Here is an 18,347-nt window from a genome sequence, read left to right on the forward strand (position 1 = left end):
GTATGTACGGTGGTGTGGGAGGGGTGGAGTCGCGAGACTCCCCCCTATCCCGATCGGCCAGCGCCCGGCATTCCCCGTGCCCTCTTCTCGAAGAGGGCGATCGATCAGCAAGCCTCGGACGCGACAGCGCGCCGCGAGACAGCGAAGCCATGTCCTTTGATCATGTCGACAACGTCAAGTTCGCCAAATCGGCCAGCACCGGACCGTCCATCGGCATGCCGCTCTGCAGGCCTCGCGTTCGGCGCAGGTGCGCCTCCGTGCACCGGAAAATCGCACGCGCCGACAATGTCAGCGCCTGGATCTCGGTGCCTGGTTCTTCGAAGGTCGGGGAATGGACCGAGGTTGGGTCACCGGCCGGATCGGCCGATGGTGGGCACGACAGGGATCGAACCTGTGACCCCTACCATGTCAAGGTAGTGCTCTCCCGCTGAGCTACGTGCCCTAGTCCAGAAGTCCGTTCGGGTGGGCGTCCCTATATCGGCTCCCACGCAGGCAGGCAAGGACGCAAAATGCCGAAATTGGGAATAATCCGCCAGTTCCGGACGTCCGTCCCCGGCGGCTCAGGCCGCCAGCATCTTGTTGACCTCGCTGACGAGCTCGCGGAGGTGCACCGGCTTGGACAGCACCTTGGCGTTCTTGGGCGCCTCCGAATCGGAGTTCAGCGCGACCGCGGCGAAGCCGGTGATGAACATGATCTTGATGTCCGGATCGAGCTCGGAGGCGCGGCGCGCCAGCTCGATGCCGTCCATCTCCGGCATCACGATGTCGGTGAGCAGCATCTCGAACGGCTCCTCGCGCAGCCGCTGGTAGGCCGACATGCCATTGTCGTGGGGCGAGACCTGGAACCCGGCATTTTCCAATGCCTTGACCAGGAAGCGGCGCATGTCGTTGTCGTCTTCGGCGAGCAGGATTTTGTGCATGGCGAGGGGTTGTCTGGTCCGGGTGAGAGGCGGAGCGTTGCCGCCACTAAGCCTGACGGGCGGTAAATTTCGGGTGAAAGATTGCGCCTTTTGATCCGACATCGGCAAGGCAATTTGAGGGCTGAAGGTGCGGTCTTCGACCGAAACAGCACGCCAGCTCAGAGTTGTTCCAAACGGCGGGTGAACTTTTTCATTGCTTTTCGCTTGGCAGAACGGCTCGGATTATCGAAGATGTGCGTTGGCAAGAGCAGTGCCTGCGTTGTCCAGCGCGAATCGGCCGGAGGATACCGGCGCATCAACGGACGTGACATCGACGCACGTGACCAAGGGGACGGCGCCCAGAGATGACGGACTTTGATGGCGAATTGCCGCCGTTCGAGATCATGGAGCCGACCGAATGGCGCGCGCCCATCATCTTCAATTCCCCTCACTCCGGATCGGCCTACCCCGACGATTTCCTCCAGGCCTCGCGCATCGATCTGCCGTCGCTCAGGCGCTCCGAAGATTCGTTCATGGACGAATTGATCGGCGACCTCCTGTCGCGCGGGTTTCCGGTGGTCCGGGTGCATTTCCCGCGCTGCTATGTCGACGTCAATCGCGAGCCCTATGAGCTCGATCCGCGGATGTTCACCGGGCGGCTGCCGAGCTTTGCCAACACCCGCTCGATGCGGGTGGCCGGCGGCCTCGGCACGATCCCGCGCGTGGTCGGCGACGGCCAGGAGATCTATCGCGACCGGCTGAGCGTCGACGAGGCGCTGCACCGCATCGAGACGCTGTACAAGCCGTATCACCGCGCGCTGCGCCGGCTGATCAACCGCGTGCACCAGCAGTTCGGCACGGTCGTCCTGGTCGACTGTCATTCGATGCCGTCGGTCGGCGTCTCGCGCGACGAGCCGCGCCGGCCCGACATGGTGATTGGCGACCGCTACGGCACGAGCTGCGCGTCGCTGCTGCCGGACCTGGTCGAGGACGTGCTCGGCCGGCTCGGCTATTCCGTCGGCCGCAACAAGCCCTATGCCGGCGGCTTCATCACCGAGCATTACGGCAATCCGGCCACGGGCTTGCATGCGATCCAGATCGAGCTCAATCGCGCGGTCTACATGGACGAGCGCCGCAGGGAGCGCGGACCGCGGTTCGCGCAGGTCGCTTCCGATCTCGCCGTGCTCGCCGAGGTGCTGGCGACGGTGCCGCTCGGCGACCTCGGGCCGTTCCAGGCGGCGGCGGAATAGAGCGGCTGCGCTTTCGGTACGAGGGATTTCGGCTGGTGGCGTCGGCACAAAAAAAAAGGGCCGCTTGAATGACAAGCGGCCCAAGTCTAGGGAGGAAACGCCCAAGGAGGGCAGCGATAACGCGAAGCGCTACCGCACCGCAACAATATGCAATCGCGCTGCACAAAGCGCAAGGGTTTTTCCGCCCTTCTCCATGCAAAAAAACATAGGCCGGGTTGCGTTCAGCGCGACCCAGCCCTCTCCTTTTCATCATAGATGTCAATGGCTTGATTGGAGATTCCAAACGACCCGAGAGGGACCGCGGGTTTCGCTTTCACTTTCACATGAGAGGCCAGCGACGGATCAATCGCGCCCGGCCAGCGGGCCGGACACCAAACGGTATCCAAGATGCCACGCCAGCGTTCCATATCCGGATGCACGCCGGACCGCTTTGAGCTAGGCATAGCCGCTCATTGCCACCCGATTCCCTCACCCAAGGACGCGTTGTGACGGTCATCGATTTCTCCGCCTTCATCGGTCGTCTGGCGACCGCGTCGGGCGAAACCATCCTGCCGTTCTTCCGGACCTCGCTGCTGGTCGACAACAAGAGCAGCAGGCACGATTTCGATCCGGTGACGGAGGCCGACCGCGCCGCCGAGGCGGTGATGCGCCGCCTGATCAAGGCGAACTTTCCTCAGCACGGCATCGTCGGCGAGGAGTTCGGCAATGAGCGCGAGGACGCCGATTACGTCTGGGTGCTCGATCCGATCGACGGCACGAAGTCCTTCATCGCCGGTTTTCCGACCTGGGGCACGCTGATCGCGTTGCTGCACAAGGGCACGCCGGTGTTTGGCATGATGCACCAGCCTTTCATCGGCGAGCGCTTCGCCGGCGACAACGGCTCCGCCAACTACAAGAACGGCGGCGGCGAGCGCCGGCTCTCGGTCCGGCGCTGCGAGCGTCTCGCGGACGCGGTGTGCTATACGACGAGCCCATTGTTGATGAACGAGGCCGATCGCGCCACCTTTGGCCGGGTCGAGGCCGAGACCCGGCTGTCGCGCTATGGCGGCGACTGCTACTCCTATTGCATGCTGGCCGCCGGCCATCTCGATCTCGTCATCGAGACCGAGCTCAAGCCCTATGACATCGCCGCCCTGATCCCGATCATCAACGGTGCCGGCGGCGTCGTCACCGATTGGGAAGGCCGCCCGGCGCAGAACGGCGGCCGGATCGTCGCCGCCGGCGACAAGCGCGTCCACGAAGCGGCGCTGAAGCGGCTGGCAGCGGGCTGAGCCCGCCTCCACCGGCCTGGCTCCGCCTCGAGCTGAACGGAGACATCCGGCCTGTCGTCGGGCGCCTCACGCGGCGGCCCGGCGCAAATGCTCGACGAGCAGTTTCGCGGGACGCGGCAGCGCCTTGAAGCTGCGGGCGCAGATCACGAGCCGGCGATCGGCCCAGGCGTCGCGCAGCGCGACGAGGCTGATCGGCATCGACCGCGCGCAACGCCGCGCCGCCGCTTCCGGCACGACGGCAATGCCGATCCCGGCCGCCACCATCTGGCAGATCGCGTCGAAATCGCGCAGCCTGGCCCGCACGTGCTGGCGGATGCCGAGCCGCGCGGCGTGCCGGCCGATATGGACGTTGAGCGCCGTCCCCTGCGTGAGGCCGATGAAATCCTCCCCCGCGGTCTCGCTGAAGTCGATCTGCCGGCGGGCTGCGAACGGGCTGCGCCGCCCGGCGACCAGGATCAGCCGGTCCTCGCCGAAGGCGAAGCGCTCGATCGTCTCGGGCAACGCATGCTCCGCCGCAAAGCCGAGATCCGCTCTGCCGGACGCGATCGCCTCGGCGATCTCGGTGCTTTCGCGCTCCTCGACGTCGACATTGATGTCGGGATGCTCGCGCAGGAAGGCGGCCAGCGCCTTGGGCAGATGCTCGGCGAGGCCGACCGTGTTGGCGAGCAGCTGCACATTGGCGCGGCGGCCGGACGCGAAGCCCGAAAGCTCGCCTTGCATGGCCTCGACATTGGCCATGATGATGCGGGCGTGATCGAGCAGGCTCTCGCCCGCCGCGGTCAGATCCACGCCACGCCGGCCGCGCTTGAACAGCTCGACGCCGAACGCGTCCTCCAGACCCTTGATCCGCGCGCTCGCCGAGGCCAACGCCAGATGCGCCCGGTCGGCGCCGCCGGTGATGCTGCGGGCCTCGGCCACGGCAATGAAAAGCCTGAGATCGACCAGATCGAAACGCATGGTCATCCTGCCTCAGTCCTGGACGAAGGCTTGCTCCGTAACCTCCACATTGTGCCGCCAGCGCGGTCTGGTCAATGTGACGACCATGATCGACCCCATCCTCATCTTCATCGCCCTCGCGCTCACCTTGGCCGGCTTCGTCAAGGGCGCGCTCGGCCTCGGCCTGCCGACCATCTCGGTCGGGCTGCTCGCGGTCGCCATGCCGCCCGGCCGGGCGCTCGCCATCGTCATCGTGCCGGCAGTGATCACCAACATCTGGCAGACCTTCGCCGGCCCTTATCTGCGCGATATCGCCAGCCGCCTCTGGCCGCTGATGCTGGGGACCGCGATCGGCATCTGCCTCAACGCCGGCGCGCTCAGCCATGCCTCAACCCGCTGGGGCAACGTCGCGCTCGGCGTCTTGCTGATGCTCTATGCCCTGCTCGGCCTCACCAAGTTCGCCTTCAAGGTCGCGCCCCCGCACGAGAAATGGGTCGGCGGCATCGTCGGCCTCGTCACCGGGCTGATCTCGGCCGCCACCGGCGTGCAGGTCGTGCCCTCGGTGCCGTACATGCAGGCGATCGGGCTCGAGAAGGACGAGCTGGTCCAGGCGCTCGGCGTGTTCTTCACGGTCGCCACCGTCACGTTGGCGTTCAACCTGACGAGCTCCGGCCTGCTCAGCACGGCCACCGCCCTGCCCGGCGCGGTCGCCATGGCCTGCGCCTTTGTCGGCATGTTCGCGGGCCAGGCGGCGCGATCCCGACTGCCGGCCGAAGCGTTCCGCCGTGTGTTCCTGATCGCCATGATCCTGCTCGGCCTGTATCTCGCCGGCACGGCGGTCGTCGAGTTGCTCTGGTAGGTCAGCGCGCCTCGAGCATCGCGATCCGGATGCCGAGATAGATCAGCAGCCCGCCGATCGCGCGGTTGAGCCAGAGCAGCGCGGCGGACGAGCCGCGCACGCGGCGCGCAGCCCGGGCCGCGACGACGGCGACGCCGAGGCACCAGATCGTGCTGTTGACGATGAAGATCGTGCCGAGCAGCAGGAAGGCGAGCGCCTTGTGCGGCGCATCGGCTGCGACGAATTGCGGCAGGAAGGCGAGAAAGAACATCGCAACCTTCGGATTGAGAATGTTGGTGAGCGCGCCCTGCCAGAACACCTGGCGGAGCGTCACCGCCGGCATCGACGTCGCATCACTGGCCCTGGCGGTGTCCGGCCGTCGCGCCAGAAGCTGCGTGATGCCGAGATAGACCAGATAGGCCGCACCGGCCCATTTCACCGCCGCGAAGGCCGCGGCGGAGGCCGTGAGCAGCGCCGACAACCCGATCGCGCTTCCGAACACGTGAACGAGGCACCCCGTGCTGATGCCGAAAGCGGCAGCGGCCCCGCCGCGCCAGCCGATCTGCGCGCTGCGGCCAACGATGTAGGCGGTGTCGGGACCCGGCGTGACGTTGAGCAGCAGCCCGGAGACGAGAAACAAAGGCAGATCGTGAATGCCGAGCATGATTGAACATTTCCTAACGATACCGGTCTAATCATCTACCTGGCCTCGGCATTGCTGTCTCGCACCGCAGAGGCCGGCGCGGGGCCGCATGGCAAAGGTGCCGCGATAGGGTCCGGAAAAGCGTTGGATTCGGCCGCCTCGGTCGTGGTATGCGCGAGGCGGGAGCACGATGTGATGGAAAGACGCCTCGCTGCCATCCTTTGCGCCGACGTCGCCGGCTATTCACGCATGATGGGAATCGACGAAGACGGCACGCACGCCGCCTTCAAGGCTCATCGCGGCGCCATCCACCCGATCATTCTCAATCACGCCGGCCGCATCGTCAAACACACCGGCGATGGCTTTTTGCTGGAATTCGCCAACGCCGCCAGCGCCATCCAGTTCGGGGTCGAGATGCAGTCCCTGATGGCGGAGCGCAACGCCGATCTGCCGGCCGACCGCAACATGCGCTTCCGGCTCGGAATTCATAAGGGTGAGTTCACGATCGACGACGGCGAGGCCTTCGGCGACGGCATCAATGTCGCCGTCAATCTCGAATCGATCGCCGTCCCGGGCGGTGTTGCTGTCTCGGCCAAGGCTTATGAGGAGGCCGGCCCGCAACTCCCCATCGAGCTGACTAGCGCCGGAAGCTTCCAGTTCAAGAACCTGCAGGAGCCGGTGCAGGCGTGGACATGGGAGCCCGGCAGCGAGGCGGCGATCCGGGCCGGGACGAGCGTCACCGGCCTGCCGCCACAATATCGCACGGCGATCGTCGGCGTGCTGCCATTCGTCAACCTCTCCGACGGCGCCGACGAGTATCTCGCCGACGGGCTCGCGGACGACCTGATCCATGCGCTGTCGCTGCAATCGTTCTTCCGTGTCCTGAGCCGCACCTCGACGTTTCGCTTCAGGGACCGCGGCCTCAATCCCCGCCTGGTCGCACGCGAGATCGATGCGACCTACCTGATTCAGGGAACGGTACGGCGCTCTGGTCACAAGCTCCGCGTGACGGCGGAACTGATCGCGCCCGAGACCGGCGCTCAATTGTGGACCGGTCGCTATGACGGCGACGTCGGTGATCTGTTCGCGATGCAGGACGAGATCACCACCAGCCTGTGCGCGGCGCTGATGCCGGAGATCTATCGTGTCGAAGCCTCGATTCCGGTCCGTGCGCCGGCGACCGACCCGACCGCCTGGGACCGCTTCCTGCGCGGTCTGTCGCACTACTACCGACCGACCAAGGCCGACTACGAGATCTCCATCTCGCTGTTTCGGCAAGCCATTGCGCTCGATCCCACGCTCGGCCTCGCGCACGCTTATCTCGCGACCATTCTGATGCAGGGCATCAATTTCGGCTGGATCAAGGGCTCGCGCGAGCTCTGGGACGAGGCGAAGAACCTGGCGCTGGACAGCGTGCGGCTCGACGCGCGCTCCTCCTTCGCCTATGCGATCCTGGCCTTCGTGCAGGCCATGCAGGGCGCCCATGAGGACGGCATGAAGGCGGCGCGCAAGGCGACCGAGCTCAATGCCTACGACATGGGGGCGCGCGGCGTGCTCGGGCTCTGCCATATGGTCAACGGCGAGCACCAGCAGGCCATCGATCTGTTCTCGATCGCGGCCCAGCGCGGCAACAGCGATCCGCGCTATCAATGGCCGGCGCTGAACGCCTACAGCCACTACCTGCTCGGCCGTTATGAGGCCGCGTTGTCGTGGGCCCGCGAGGAGCTGTTTCTCTACCCGAACCATCTGCAGGCGCTGACGATCCGCGCGGCAACCCTGGCGCAACTTGGTGCGACGGACCAGGCGAGCGACGCCGTCGACGCGCTGCGCGCGCAATATCCCTGGCTCACGCTGGATCGCCACATCAAGAACATCCGGTGGAAACGCCGGGACGACATCGACCACTACCGCGACGGACTGATCAGGGCCGGGCTGACGTGAGCCAATCGGACCGCATGTCGCCGGCCCGCCACATGGCCTACACATTGCTTCCGCAAATTGATTGGATTCGACTGCTGTTGCCGTGGTATCGCCCTGAGTAGGAGCAAAGACGGAATGGAGAGACGGCTGGCCGCGATTGTCTGTGCCGATGTGGTCGGTTACTCGCGGATGATGGGCGCCGACGAGGCGGGAACCCATGCCGCGTTCAAGGCGCATCGCGGCGCCATCCACCCGATCATCCTCAATCACGGCGGCCGCATCGTGAAGTACACAGGGGACGGATTTCTCCTGGAATTTCCGAGCGTCGTCGGCGCCATCGCGGCCTCGGTCGAGGTGCAGAAGCTGATGGCCGAGCGCAATGCTCATTTGCCGGCCGACCGGGTGATGCAGTTTCGCCTCGGCCTCAACATGGGCGACGTCATCTTCGACGAGGACGAGGTATTCGGCGACGGCGTCAACACTGCTGTGCGACTTGAAGCCGCAGCACCGCCCGGCGGAATTGCCGTCTCCCACAAGGCCTACCAGGAAGCCAGCAAGCACCTCACGGTCACCTTCGTCGACCGCGGGCCGTTCCGCTTCAAGAACATCGAAGACACCATCAACGTCTGGACCTGGGATCCGTCCTCGCCGGAGAAGACCCGCGAGCAGCGGTCCGCCACGACCCTGCCGGCGCAATACCGGACCGCCATCGTCGGCGTGCTGCCGTTCGCAAATCTCAGCGGCGAGACCGACGAATATTTCTCGGACGGCCTGGCGGAAGACCTCATCCACGCGCTGTCGCTGCAGTCCTTCTTCCGCGTGCTCAGCCGCAACTCCACCTTCGCCTTCAAGCATGCCGGCATGAGCGCCCGCCTGATCGCGCGCGAGATCGATGCGACCTATCTGATCCAGGGCTCGGTGCGGCGCTCCGGCGACAAGATCAGGGTGACCGCCGAGCTGGTCGCGCCGGAGAACGGCGAGCAGCTGTGGGCCGGCCGCTACGACCGCGACATCGGCGACCTGTTCGCCGTGCAGGACGACATTACCGCCAATCTGTGCACCGCGCTGATCCCCGAGATCTACCGTGCCGAGGCGGCGGTGCCGGTGCGGTCCAAGACCACCGACCTCACGGCGTGGGACCGCTTCCTGCGCGGGCTGTCGCACTACTACCAGCCGACCAAGGCCGACTACGAGAGTTCGATCGCGCTGTTCCGCGAGGCGATCAGGATCGACCCCGGTCTCGCCATCGCCCACACCTATCTCGGCACCATCCTGCTGCAGGGCATTCATTTCGGCTGGATCAGGAATTCGCGGGAGCTGTGGGACGAGGCAATGGCGCTCGCCGAGGCCGGCGTCCGGCTCGATTCCCGCTCGTCCTTCTCCTATTCGCTGCTGGCCTATGTCCACGCCATGCAGGGTCGGGTGGAAGCCGGGATGGAAGCGGCACGCAAGTCGCTGCAGCTCAATCCCTACGACATGGGTGCGCGCGGCGTGCTCGGCGTCTGCCATCTCGTCGCCGGCGAGCACCGCCAGGCGATCGAGCTGTTCTCGGTCGCGGCCCAGCGCGGCAACAGCGATCCGCGCTATCAATGGTCGGTGCTGAGCGCGTTCAGCCACTACATGCTCGGCCAGTACGACGCCTCGCTGTCCTGGGCGCGGGAGTCGCACTACCAGAACCCGAACCATCTGCAGTGCCTCGCCATCCGCGCCGCCGCGCTGGCGCAGCTCGGACGCTCGGTCGAAGCCGGCGAGGCCGTCGCGGCGCTTTTGAGCCAGCATCCGTGGATGACGATCGAGCGCCTCCTGAGCAACATCCGCTGGCGCAATCCGGCCGACATCGCGCATTATCGCGACGGCCTCACCAGGGCCGGCGTGCCGCTGACCAAGCTCACCCTGGTGGACACCAAGGCGAAATTCGCGGGCGAGTAGCGCGATCGCGACTTGAGGTTGACACTTGGGCGGGTTACGCCAATCATTGACGATTGCATTGTAACGTTCAGATGGCGGGGCTCCGCCCGTTCCTCGGCGCAATTCGGCGCCGCCCTCGTTTGTTGGCGTGATTTCGTTTTCATCACTCAGGTGCTTTCCAAGGATGTTCTTCGATGCAAGAAGACAGCGCCCGCGTCCGTGACGCCCTGCCCGGACAGCTTCCGGTCTCGTCCGATAACCCGTGTCCCTTCCTGCGCGCGCTCGTCGCCGGCGGTTTCGTCGACGGCCACAGCGTCCCCCTGAAGACCATCGGCGACCGGGTCGAGGCGGCGAGCGGCGAGACCGGCTTCAAGAAGCGGCTTGTCGGCATCGAGACCTTCGGCGTTGCCCTGATCGCGAACGGCCTGTCGCCGCTGCGGCTCCTGAAGAGCCTGTGGTCCGGCGCCGATCTCGACCAGTTGCGCAACGGTCCGCTCGACAAGCACGGCGGCGGATCGCGCATCCTCGACGCCGAGGCCAAGGTCCATCCCGGGGAGATCGACCGGTTCGCGAGCTTCGGCAGCGACTATCCCGATCCCAATGGGGGCACCGAGCGCGGCCTCAACGAGGCGCAGATCCAGACCTTCATGAAGGCCAATCTGACGCGCGACGGCGATCGGGTGCGCTGGTACTTCCCCATTCTGATGCAGGGCGAATGGCCAGTGCTGCTGAACATCCTCGGCAAGGGCGAGGGCGACGGCCGCTATCTGTCCGTTGCCGAGGTCCGCACGCTGTTCGTCGACCGCCGCCTGCCGCAGCGTATCGCCGCACGGCTGACAGCCAAGCCCAAGCCCGCGAACATCGTCTGGCGCATCGGCAAGGCACTCGTCGGCACGGCAGTGCTGGCCGGCGCCGCCATGTTGCTCGCCTGGGTGGCCGCACCCGACGCCGTCAGCGACAGGCTCGGCAAGGTTCTGCCGAAGAAGGTCGCGGCGTTGATTCCGCCCGCTTTGCCCGAGACCGAGCCGACCAGGGCGGCCTATTGGCTCGATCAGGGCTGGACCACGCAGGACCGGCACTGGTTTCACCACGTGACGCAGGGCACCGCGACCTTTCCGATTCCCTACGCCTGGTTCATGGCGATGGAGCAGCCTTATCTGACGCCGTTCGGCACGCCCGGCCTGATCTCCGACAGCGCCTATCTCGAACGGTTCGGCTTCATCCCGAGCCCGAAGAGCGTCGACGGCGACCCCAGCGCGCTCCGGCCGTTCGGCTACGCCGCCACGGCTGCCAAGACCGAGCCGGCAGCGCCGCTGCCGTCCGGCCTGAAGCCGACCCCGGCCGGCAACGAAGGCGGCCTGCCGGTCGGCTTTGCCCGGCTCACCGGCGCGACCGATCCCGCCACCGGCGCCGCGCAGTCCGACAAGATCGGCCTGACCTGCGCGGCCTGTCACGCCGGCAGCATCCACTACAAGGGCGTCAGCGTGCGCTTCGACGGCGGCCCCGGGATGGCCGACCTGCGCAAGCTGGAAGAAGCCATGGGCTTTGCGATGATCTTCACGCAATACGTGCCCGGCCGCTTCTCCCGCTTTGCCGATCGCGTGCTCGGGCCGAACGCCTCCGACGCCGATCGCGAGACCCTGAAGAAGGGCCTGAAGGCCGCGACCGATTTCGCGCTCAACATGCAGGCCAACAACTACAAGACCACGATCGAGGCCAAGGGCCAGACCGAAACGGAGGAAGGCTTCGGCCGGCTCGATGCCCTCAACCGCATCGGCAACCAGGTGTTCTACCTCGACATGGCATCGAGCGGGCTGCCGAACATGCTCGGCAACCAGGAGGCCATCGACGCGCCGGTGTCCTATCCGCCGATCTGGACCGTGCCGTGGTTCTCCTGGGCGCAATATGACGGCTCGATCGCACAGCCCCTGATCCGCAATGCCGGCGAGGCGCTCGGCGTCTCCGCACAGATCAACTTCTCGCCGGAGACCGCGAGCGACAGGCTGTGGCGGTCGTCGATGGCGATCGACAACCTGCTCTACATCGAGAACATGCTGCGTGGTCCCGATCCGTTCGCGACGACGACGCCCGCGTTCGGCGGGCTGACCTCGCCGAAATGGCCGGAGAAGCTGTTCGCCGGCGACGACGCCTGGAAGATCGATCCGGCACGCGTTGAACGCGGCCGGAAGCTCTATGCCGCTGTTTGCGTCGAGTGCCATCTCGGGCCGGTCGCCGACCCCGTGTTCGACAAGACCTATCCGGACAAGAGCTTCTGGAAGATCAAGCCCGCCGAGGATTGGGAGAGCAAGGGCTGGAATGCCAAGGGTCCGATCCTCGACCTCGTGCAGAAGCCGGTCGACGCGATGCAGACCGACTCCGGACAGGCGAGCATTCTCGCCAACCGCAAGGTCAAGGTGGCAGGATTCCTCGAGGTCGATCCGGCCAAGGATCTGAAGGGCTGCAACCTGCCGCAGGGCTCGACCACGGAGATGCCCTATGCGCTGGCGCTGATGGCCGTCGTGCAGAAGGCCAGCGACAAATGGATGGAGGACCGCAATCTCGGTGAGGCCGAGCGCGCCGCGCTGTGGGGCGACCGCAAGAACTGTCCCAACCCGGCCGGCAAGTCCTATCGCGCCCGCCCGCTCAACGGCGTCTGGTCGACTGCGCCCTATCTGCACAACGGCTCAGTACCGTCGCTGTACTGGCTGCTGACGCCGGCCGCCGAGCGGCCGACCTCGTTCTGCCAGGGCGCGCGCGACTATGACCCGAAGCCGGTCGGCTTCGCCGTGCCGAAGGGCGGCGAGAGCGCGTGCAAGGTCGGTCAGACGCTGTTCATGGCCAAGGATTCCAGCGGCAAGCCGATCAAGGGCAACAGCACGCTCGGCCATTCCTTCGAAGGTCCGACGAAGCCCAACAAGGACTATCCGAACGGCATCATTGGCGGTGCGTTCTCGGAGGACGAGCGCTGGGACCTCATCGAATATCTGAAGACGCTGTGAGGATGCGCACCTTCGTCACGACGAAGCCACGGGCCTCGCGGGACTGATCTCTTGCGGCGAGAGCGGTTCCTCCCCTCCCGGTTGCGGGCAGGGGTTGGGACGGAGGTCCATGAGCTCCGGTCCCTACAACTCACTGAGCGCGACAGCGACGTCCGTGCGCCGACCCGGGACCCATACTCCCGGGCGGCGATGGGGCGCAGGCTGGCGCCATAGCGTGCCTTACGCGGGCAGAGGTGGATGGAGCGAGCTACGTTCTTCTGCCCGATCAGAACATCGCGGGCGGGCTGACATTCACTCCGTGCTGGACCAGCACGAGAGAAGCGACCACGCCCGTCAACGAGAACATGGTCACCAAACCGAATCCGGAATTGAGCGCATGGGGACCAACCAGCTTCCGCGCAATCATCATAATCATCAATGCCTCCTCCTGAATGTCGTTAGTGGACGTCACTAGAGGGACGGTGCGTTACCGGGGCGTTTCCAAACTTGGAGAGATCGGCGCGTGGTGAATGCATCCTTGAATGCACAGCAAGCCCGGCATGAAGCCCGCTTAACACTGATGGCCGATCTGTATCTGCATCAAGGTGAGGAAAGCGCCGGCGCTCGAAAAAGTTGAATCTTCGTAACCGCTCGCGCTGAACGGATCACAATGTCGACGACAAGGGTGGACCGCTACGCGCGTGGGGCACGATGGTTGTGTCGCCAGAGCGATCTCGTGTACGCGCGGCGAGAGAACGAGAATCCGGTGTTTCCCAGCGAAAGCATATCGACACCTCGAATGACGTGGCCGTAGCCGCCAGGCCATATCCCGTCATCCGGTTGATGACGTCCGGCTCGGGACATATCGCGTCGAAGACGTTCGCGGTCGGCGCCCTGACTCGATCCTATCTCGCCTCATTCATTGCCGTCGCTGCGAGCAGCGCCGCCTCGATCGTGTCCCGGGTCTTGTCGAGATGCGCCGTCATGAGCGTCACCGCGCGCTCGGCGTCGCGCGCCAGCACCGCCTCCATCAGTTCGCGATGCTCGCGCGCGGCATCGCGGTTACCACGATCGGTCTTGCGGGCGAGATCGAGATAGCGCTCGTTATGCGCAAACAGGAGATCACGCACCCGCATCATCCAGGCGCTGCCGCAGGCCTGGGCCAACGCGGCATGGAAATCGGCATGCGCCAGCATCCAGGCCGGCGAGAAGCTGCCGTCATGGGCCGCGATCGGCGTCGCGGCCAGACGGTGATGCGCGGCAACGACCGTGGTCTCCCAGGCGAGATCACCGTTGGCGATGGCGTGGCGCAGGCACTTGGTCTCGATCTCGACGCGCATGTCGGTCAGGTCGCGCAGATCGGCCACCGAGACCGGCGCGACGCGGAAGCCGCGCTGCGGCGTCGCCGTCACCAGCCCTTCCGCCGTGAGCCGCGCCAACGCCTCGCGGATCGCCCCGGTGCTGACCGAGAAGGCTGATCCGAGCTCGCTGATCTTCAGCTTCTCCTCCGGACGATAGAGGCCGGCGAGCAGGCTGGCACGCAACTGCTCGTAGACGGTCTGGGTGGCGCTGCCGGACATCGACTCATTCTCGCGGGACAATCGATTCACACTAGCAGAGCCTAAAAGTATACTTTCATCAAAAAAATATATTTTAATTGCACAGCCTCCGCCATCCCCCTATGCTCAACGCCAAAACGCCGCCGGCAGCGCGGCCCATCAGGGAGGTATCCATGCGAAGCGCCATCGCAGCGGCAGGATTGTTCGTCGTCGCGTCCGTCCTCGCCGTACCCGCTCGGGCGGAGGATCAGCCGGGCATCACCGCCAGCGAGATCCGCATTGGACAGACCATGCCCTATAGCGGGCCGGTGTCCGCCTTCGGCATCCTCGGCAAAGGCGAGGTGGCCTACTTCAAGATGGTCAACGACCGCGGCGGCATCAACGGCCGGAAGGTCAACCTGATCTCGCTGGACGACAGCTACGTGCCGCCCAAGACCGTGGAGCAGACGCGACGGCTGGTCGAGAGCGACGAGGTGTCGTTCATCTTCTCGACCATGGGCACCGCGCACAACACCGCGATCGCCAGGTACCTACAGGGCAAGAAGGTGCCGCAGCTGTTCGTCGCCTCGGGCGCCTCGAAGTTCGGCGATGCCGCGCAGTTTCCGCAGGCCGTAATGGGCGTGATGGCGCCGTTCCGCAACGAGGCGCGGATGTATGCGCGCTACGCGCTGCAGCAGAAGCCGGATGCGACCTTCGCCATCCTCGCGCAGAACGACGATTTCGGCCGCGACTATCTCACCGGGCTGAAGGACGTGCTCGGCGAGCGCTTCGACACGGCCGTGACCGTCGCGAGCTACGAGGCTACCGAGCCGACCATCGACTCGCAGATCGTGAAATTGAAATCCAGCGGCGCCGACGCGCTGATCATTGCCGCGACGCCGAAATTCGCCGCGCAGGCGATCCGCAAGACCTTCGAGATCAACTGGCGGCCGATGACCTTCCTGACCAACGTGTCGGTGTGGATGTCCTCGGTGATGGAGCCGGCGGGCCTCGAGGCCGGCAAAGGCATCATCTCGACCGCCTATGTGAAGGATCCGCTGGATCCGGCCTGGGCCGACGATCCCGGCGTCAAGGGCTGGCGCGACTACATGGCGAAATACGTGCCCGACGGCGACATCCGCGATTCCAACTACGTCAACGGCTACAACAACGGCATGGTGCTGGAGCACGTGCTGAAGGCGGCCGGCAACGATCTGTCGCGCGAGAACATTTTGCGGCAGGCGCTGTCGATCAAGGACCTGGAGCTGCCGATGCTGCTGCCGGGCATCAAGGTCAGCACCAGCGAGAGCGACCATCTGCCGGTCGAGCAGGTGCAGTTCATGCGCTTCACCGGCAAGCAGTGGGAGCGGTTCGGCGAGGTGCTGTCGACCAAGTAGCGGCGGCTGCCCTGTTGGACTTTCGGCGGCGAAGGCGTAGACCTCTGCCGTCGTCCACAGGAGAGCCGCGGCGCCGATGTCCGAGACTGAACCGCTCACGCTGAAATTCCGCTGTCCGAAGGAGCTCGAACGCCTCATTCCGCAGCCGGTGCCGGCGCCGATGGGCGTTCCCGACTGGATCAAGACGATGCCGGCCACCGCGTTCAGCGCGCTCAACCAGGCCGAGGAGCAGACCGTCAAGCGCTGCCCGCCCTTCATCGACGCGATGACGACGGGCTTCCTCATTCCGCTGATCTGCGACCTCAAGGTCGAGGATGGCGGGATCAGTTGGGACAACGAGCTGCCGCCGGGCGGCGCGATCGATTTTCCGCGCTCGCCGATCAGCTTCCACGACGTCGCGCAGGTCGCGGGCTCGCCGCTGTTCGAGACCGACCGCTTCCTGCTCAAGTTTCACAATCTCTGGACGATCGAGGCGCCGGAGGGCTGGGCATTGCTGTTCACGCATCCCATCAACCGCTTCGACCTGCCCTTCACCACCGTGACCGGACTGGTCGACAGCGACCGCTTTCACGACTCGTTCGTGCACTTCCCGGCGCACTGGCATGACACGGCGTTTCGCGGCGTGATCCCGAGGGGTACGCCGGTCGCGCAATGCATTCCGGTGAAGCGGCAGACGTGGGCGATGCAGACCTCGGCCTTCACCGAAGAGGAAATCGCCGAGATCCACGTGGTGCGCGACGCGCTGAAGCGCGAGACCGGCGTCTATCGCAAGCGGTTCAGGGCTTAGCTGTCGCAGCGCCGTCGATCTGCAGGAATCTGGCGGCATCGCTCGGACGGAAGAAGAAGCGGCCGTGCGAGGTGACCGCGAGCGTGTAGGCCGCGCGTGTCAGCAGATGCGGCCGGCCGCGCACCACCGTGCGCAGCGCCGCCTGCGCGCCATCGCGATCCCCCATCTCGGCGAGGCACATCGCGAGATTGGCGCGGGTCTGGGTGTCGTCGGGCCGCAGGCCTAGCGCATGGCGGTAGGTACCGGCGGCCTCTGCATAGTCGCCGTCGAGGAACTGCACCCAGGCGAGCTCGATCAGGATGTCGGGCCGCCCCGGCGCTGCCTCGCGCGCTGCCAGCAGGTGCGTGCGGGCACGGACGCGGTCATTGGCCTGGAGACGGAGGCGTCCGAGATCGAGCTGGAGGTCGACGCTGTCGGGTGACAGCGTCAGCGCCTCCTCGATCACGGCGATGGCTTCACCGAGCTGTCCCGACTTTGCAAGCCGCCCCGCCAGCTCCTGGAACGCTGGCAGAAAAGGCGGCCGCCGCGCCGCGGTCTTGCGCAGTTGCGCGATGCCATCGGCGGCACGTCTGGATTCGCACAAGGCGGCGCCGAGCAGCGTCTCGAGCTCCGGATCGCTGCCGCGGAGCGCCGCCTTCTCCAGCGGCGCAATCGCCTCGCTCGCGCGCTGCTGGCCGAGCAACGCATGGGCCTGGACGAGCAGCGCGGCGCGATCAGTCCTGGCTGTGCGCAGGATCGAGGCGGCAATCTGCTCGGCGCGCGCGAACTGCCGCGCGCGCAGCGCGTGGATCGCTTCCTGCAGCGCCTGCGCCTGCTGATTTTTCCGCCGTTCACTCACGTCTGCAGCCAAGCTCCGAGGAAGAGGTCGAGTCTAGCTAGCTCGCCGGCCCCAGGAGTGTCCAGCAGCACGCTCACCCGAACAGCGGCGTGCCCGGCACGAAGGCGTCGAACGCAGCCCAGAACTGCGAGCGGTAGCGGTCCTGCTCCTGCAGGATCTCGTGCTTGGCCCCGGCGATGACGAGATGCGAGCCGGCGCGCAGATGATAGGCGAACTCCTCGATCGCCGCGGTCGACACCACGGTGTCGCTGGACGCCGCCAGCATCAGGATCGGCTGCCGGATCTGGGAGGGATAGGTCATGCCGCGGAAGGTCATCATCGCCGAGAAGGCGGAATCGGCCCAGGCCACCGTCGGCGAGGCGATGCCGAGCGTCGGATCCTCCTCGAGGATCGCGGCGTTGCGGGCATAGCGGACGGGATCAGAGGTCAGCGGATTGTTGACGAACGGCGCCAGCCCGCTGATCTCGTCGTTTCCGCCCGGCACGTAGCGGCCGCCCTGCCCGGCGATGCGCATGGCCCGCAGCAGCAGCCGAGCCGGCAGCGCGGTGCGGCTGTCCGGCAGATCGATCATCGGCGCCGACAGTACGACGCGATCGAACCAGCGCTTGCCGGCATGCGCGAGCCGCAGCAGCACGGTGCCGCCCATCGAATGCGCCAGCGCGAAATAAGGCGGCGGACAATCCGGCAGCACGACCTGGGTGACGAAGGTCTCGACGTCGAGTTCGTAGTCGGAGAACGAGCGCACATAGCCCTTGCGGGAATCGCGCAGGCGCCGCGACGAATGGCCCTGGCCGCGCCAGTCGATGATCGCGACCGCAAAGCCGCGGTCGCGCAGGTCGCGCACCGTCTCGAAATACTTCTCGATCATCTCGCTGCGGCCGGTGAACACGCACACCGTGCCCTTGCGCCCGGCCGGCGGGGCCCAGCGCGCAAAGCGCAGCTCGGCGCCATCGGGAGTCTTGATGGTGCCGGCGGTGGCGTTTTCGGGGACGGGATTGGCGGGAATCGAGACGAGCGTCATGAGGCGCCCATCGAATAGGTGAAAGGCAGTGGGAATCAAGGGGTGGAACGGCAAAAAGAGCAGGTCTCGGACGCCCTTGAACGTCGAAACGTCCGACCCATATCGAGGCCGTGCAGGCCGCGT

General features: G+C 65.9%; 15 protein-coding genes and 1 tRNA gene. 8 read left to right on the plus strand and 8 right to left on the minus strand.

The window, feature by feature from the left end; all coding sequences use genetic code 11:
- Positions 1 to 367: 367 nt before the first annotated feature.
- Positions 368 to 442 (minus strand) — tRNA-Val (locus QX121_RS29570).
- 118 nt (positions 443 to 560) lie between these two features.
- A complete protein-coding gene (cpdR, locus tag QX121_RS29575) occupies positions 561 to 920 on the minus strand; it encodes a cell cycle two-component system response regulator CpdR (protein ID WP_006610087.1) in 360 nt (119 codons plus the stop codon).
- Positions 921 to 1,264: 344 nt separating this feature from the next.
- Here cpdR and QX121_RS29580 point away from each other — a divergent pair, with 344 nt between their 5' ends.
- Both QX121_RS29580 and hisN read left to right on the plus strand, forming a co-directional pair.
- Positions 1,265 to 2,149 carry an N-formylglutamate amidohydrolase gene (locus QX121_RS29580; protein WP_315736485.1) on the plus strand — a complete coding sequence of 295 codons (885 nt, stop codon included), beginning with the start codon at positions 1,265 to 1,267 and terminating at the stop codon, positions 2,147 to 2,149.
- A 485-nt stretch (positions 2,150 to 2,634) separates the two neighbouring features.
- On the plus strand, positions 2,635 to 3,420 hold the full coding sequence (hisN, locus tag QX121_RS29585) for a histidinol-phosphatase (RefSeq protein WP_315813714.1): 786 nt from the start codon (positions 2,635 to 2,637) through the stop codon (positions 3,418 to 3,420).
- Between the two features lie 66 nt (positions 3,421 to 3,486).
- Here the strand turns inward: hisN and QX121_RS29590 are convergent, their stop codons facing one another.
- Positions 3,487 to 4,377 (minus strand): LysR substrate-binding domain-containing protein, encoded by an 891-nt coding sequence (locus tag QX121_RS29590; RefSeq protein WP_315737053.1) that lies wholly within the window; start codon positions 4,375 to 4,377, stop codon positions 3,487 to 3,489.
- 85 nt (positions 4,378 to 4,462) lie between these two features.
- Here QX121_RS29590 and QX121_RS29595 point away from each other — a divergent pair, with 85 nt between their 5' ends.
- Entirely contained in the window at positions 4,463 to 5,215 is a 753-nt protein-coding gene (locus QX121_RS29595) for a sulfite exporter TauE/SafE family protein (RefSeq protein WP_315795957.1), read from the plus strand.
- Between the two features lies 1 nt (position 5,216).
- Here the strand turns inward: QX121_RS29595 and QX121_RS29600 are convergent, their stop codons facing one another.
- On the minus strand, positions 5,217 to 5,858 hold the full coding sequence (locus QX121_RS29600; RefSeq protein ID WP_315795955.1) for a LysE family translocator: 642 nt from the start codon (positions 5,856 to 5,858) through the stop codon (positions 5,217 to 5,219).
- Between the two features lie 174 nt (positions 5,859 to 6,032).
- On the opposite strand from QX121_RS29600, the gene QX121_RS29605 reads away from it, so the two are divergent.
- The 3 genes from QX121_RS29605 (at position 6,033) to QX121_RS29615 (ending at position 12,664) form a co-directional block, all read left to right on the plus strand.
- Positions 6,033 to 7,778 carry an adenylate/guanylate cyclase domain-containing protein gene (locus QX121_RS29605; protein WP_315777898.1) on the plus strand — a complete coding sequence of 582 codons (1,746 nt, stop codon included), beginning with the start codon at positions 6,033 to 6,035 and terminating at the stop codon, positions 7,776 to 7,778.
- 114 nt (positions 7,779 to 7,892) lie between these two features.
- Positions 7,893 to 9,686, plus strand: coding sequence for an adenylate/guanylate cyclase domain-containing protein (locus QX121_RS29610; protein ID WP_315779146.1), 1,794 nt, complete (start codon positions 7,893 to 7,895; stop codon positions 9,684 to 9,686).
- Between the two features lie 173 nt (positions 9,687 to 9,859).
- Positions 9,860 to 12,664, plus strand: a complete 2,805-nt coding sequence (locus QX121_RS29615) for a di-heme-cytochrome C peroxidase (RefSeq protein ID WP_315813715.1) — start codon at positions 9,860 to 9,862, stop codon at positions 12,662 to 12,664.
- 265 nt (positions 12,665 to 12,929) lie between these two features.
- On the opposite strand, the gene QX121_RS29620 is transcribed toward QX121_RS29615, so the two are convergent.
- Entirely contained in the window at positions 12,930 to 13,079 is a 150-nt protein-coding gene (locus QX121_RS29620; protein ID WP_315759439.1) for a hypothetical protein, read from the minus strand.
- 469 nt (positions 13,080 to 13,548) lie between these two features.
- Positions 13,549 to 14,223, minus strand: a complete 675-nt coding sequence (locus QX121_RS29625; protein ID WP_315813716.1) for a GntR family transcriptional regulator — start codon at positions 14,221 to 14,223, stop codon at positions 13,549 to 13,551.
- 152 nt (positions 14,224 to 14,375) lie between these two features.
- Here QX121_RS29625 and QX121_RS29630 point away from each other — a divergent pair, with 152 nt between their 5' ends.
- Together QX121_RS29630 and QX121_RS29635 are read left to right on the plus strand one after the other, a co-directional pair.
- Positions 14,376 to 15,578 (plus strand): ABC transporter substrate-binding protein, encoded by a 1,203-nt coding sequence (locus QX121_RS29630; protein ID WP_315795950.1) that lies wholly within the window; start codon positions 14,376 to 14,378, stop codon positions 15,576 to 15,578.
- Positions 15,579 to 15,654: 76 nt separating this feature from the next.
- A complete protein-coding gene (locus QX121_RS29635) occupies positions 15,655 to 16,365 on the plus strand; it encodes a hypothetical protein (protein ID WP_315795948.1) in 711 nt (236 codons plus the stop codon).
- On the opposite strand, the gene QX121_RS29640 is transcribed toward QX121_RS29635, so the two are convergent.
- Together QX121_RS29640 and QX121_RS29645 are read right to left on the minus strand one after the other, a co-directional pair.
- On the minus strand, positions 16,355 to 17,203 hold the full coding sequence (locus QX121_RS29640; RefSeq protein WP_315736474.1) for a tetratricopeptide repeat protein: 849 nt from the start codon (positions 17,201 to 17,203) through the stop codon (positions 16,355 to 16,357). The genes QX121_RS29635 and QX121_RS29640 overlap by 11 nt on opposite strands.
- Before the next feature lie 73 nt (positions 17,204 to 17,276).
- Entirely contained in the window at positions 17,277 to 18,224 is a 948-nt protein-coding gene (locus QX121_RS29645; protein ID WP_315736473.1) for an alpha/beta hydrolase, read from the minus strand.
- Positions 18,225 to 18,347: the final 123 nt, after the last annotated feature.

The organism is Bradyrhizobium sp. SZCCHNR2028, assembly GCF_032380995.1.
In the GTDB taxonomy this organism is placed as follows: domain Bacteria; phylum Pseudomonadota; class Alphaproteobacteria; order Rhizobiales; family Xanthobacteraceae; genus Bradyrhizobium.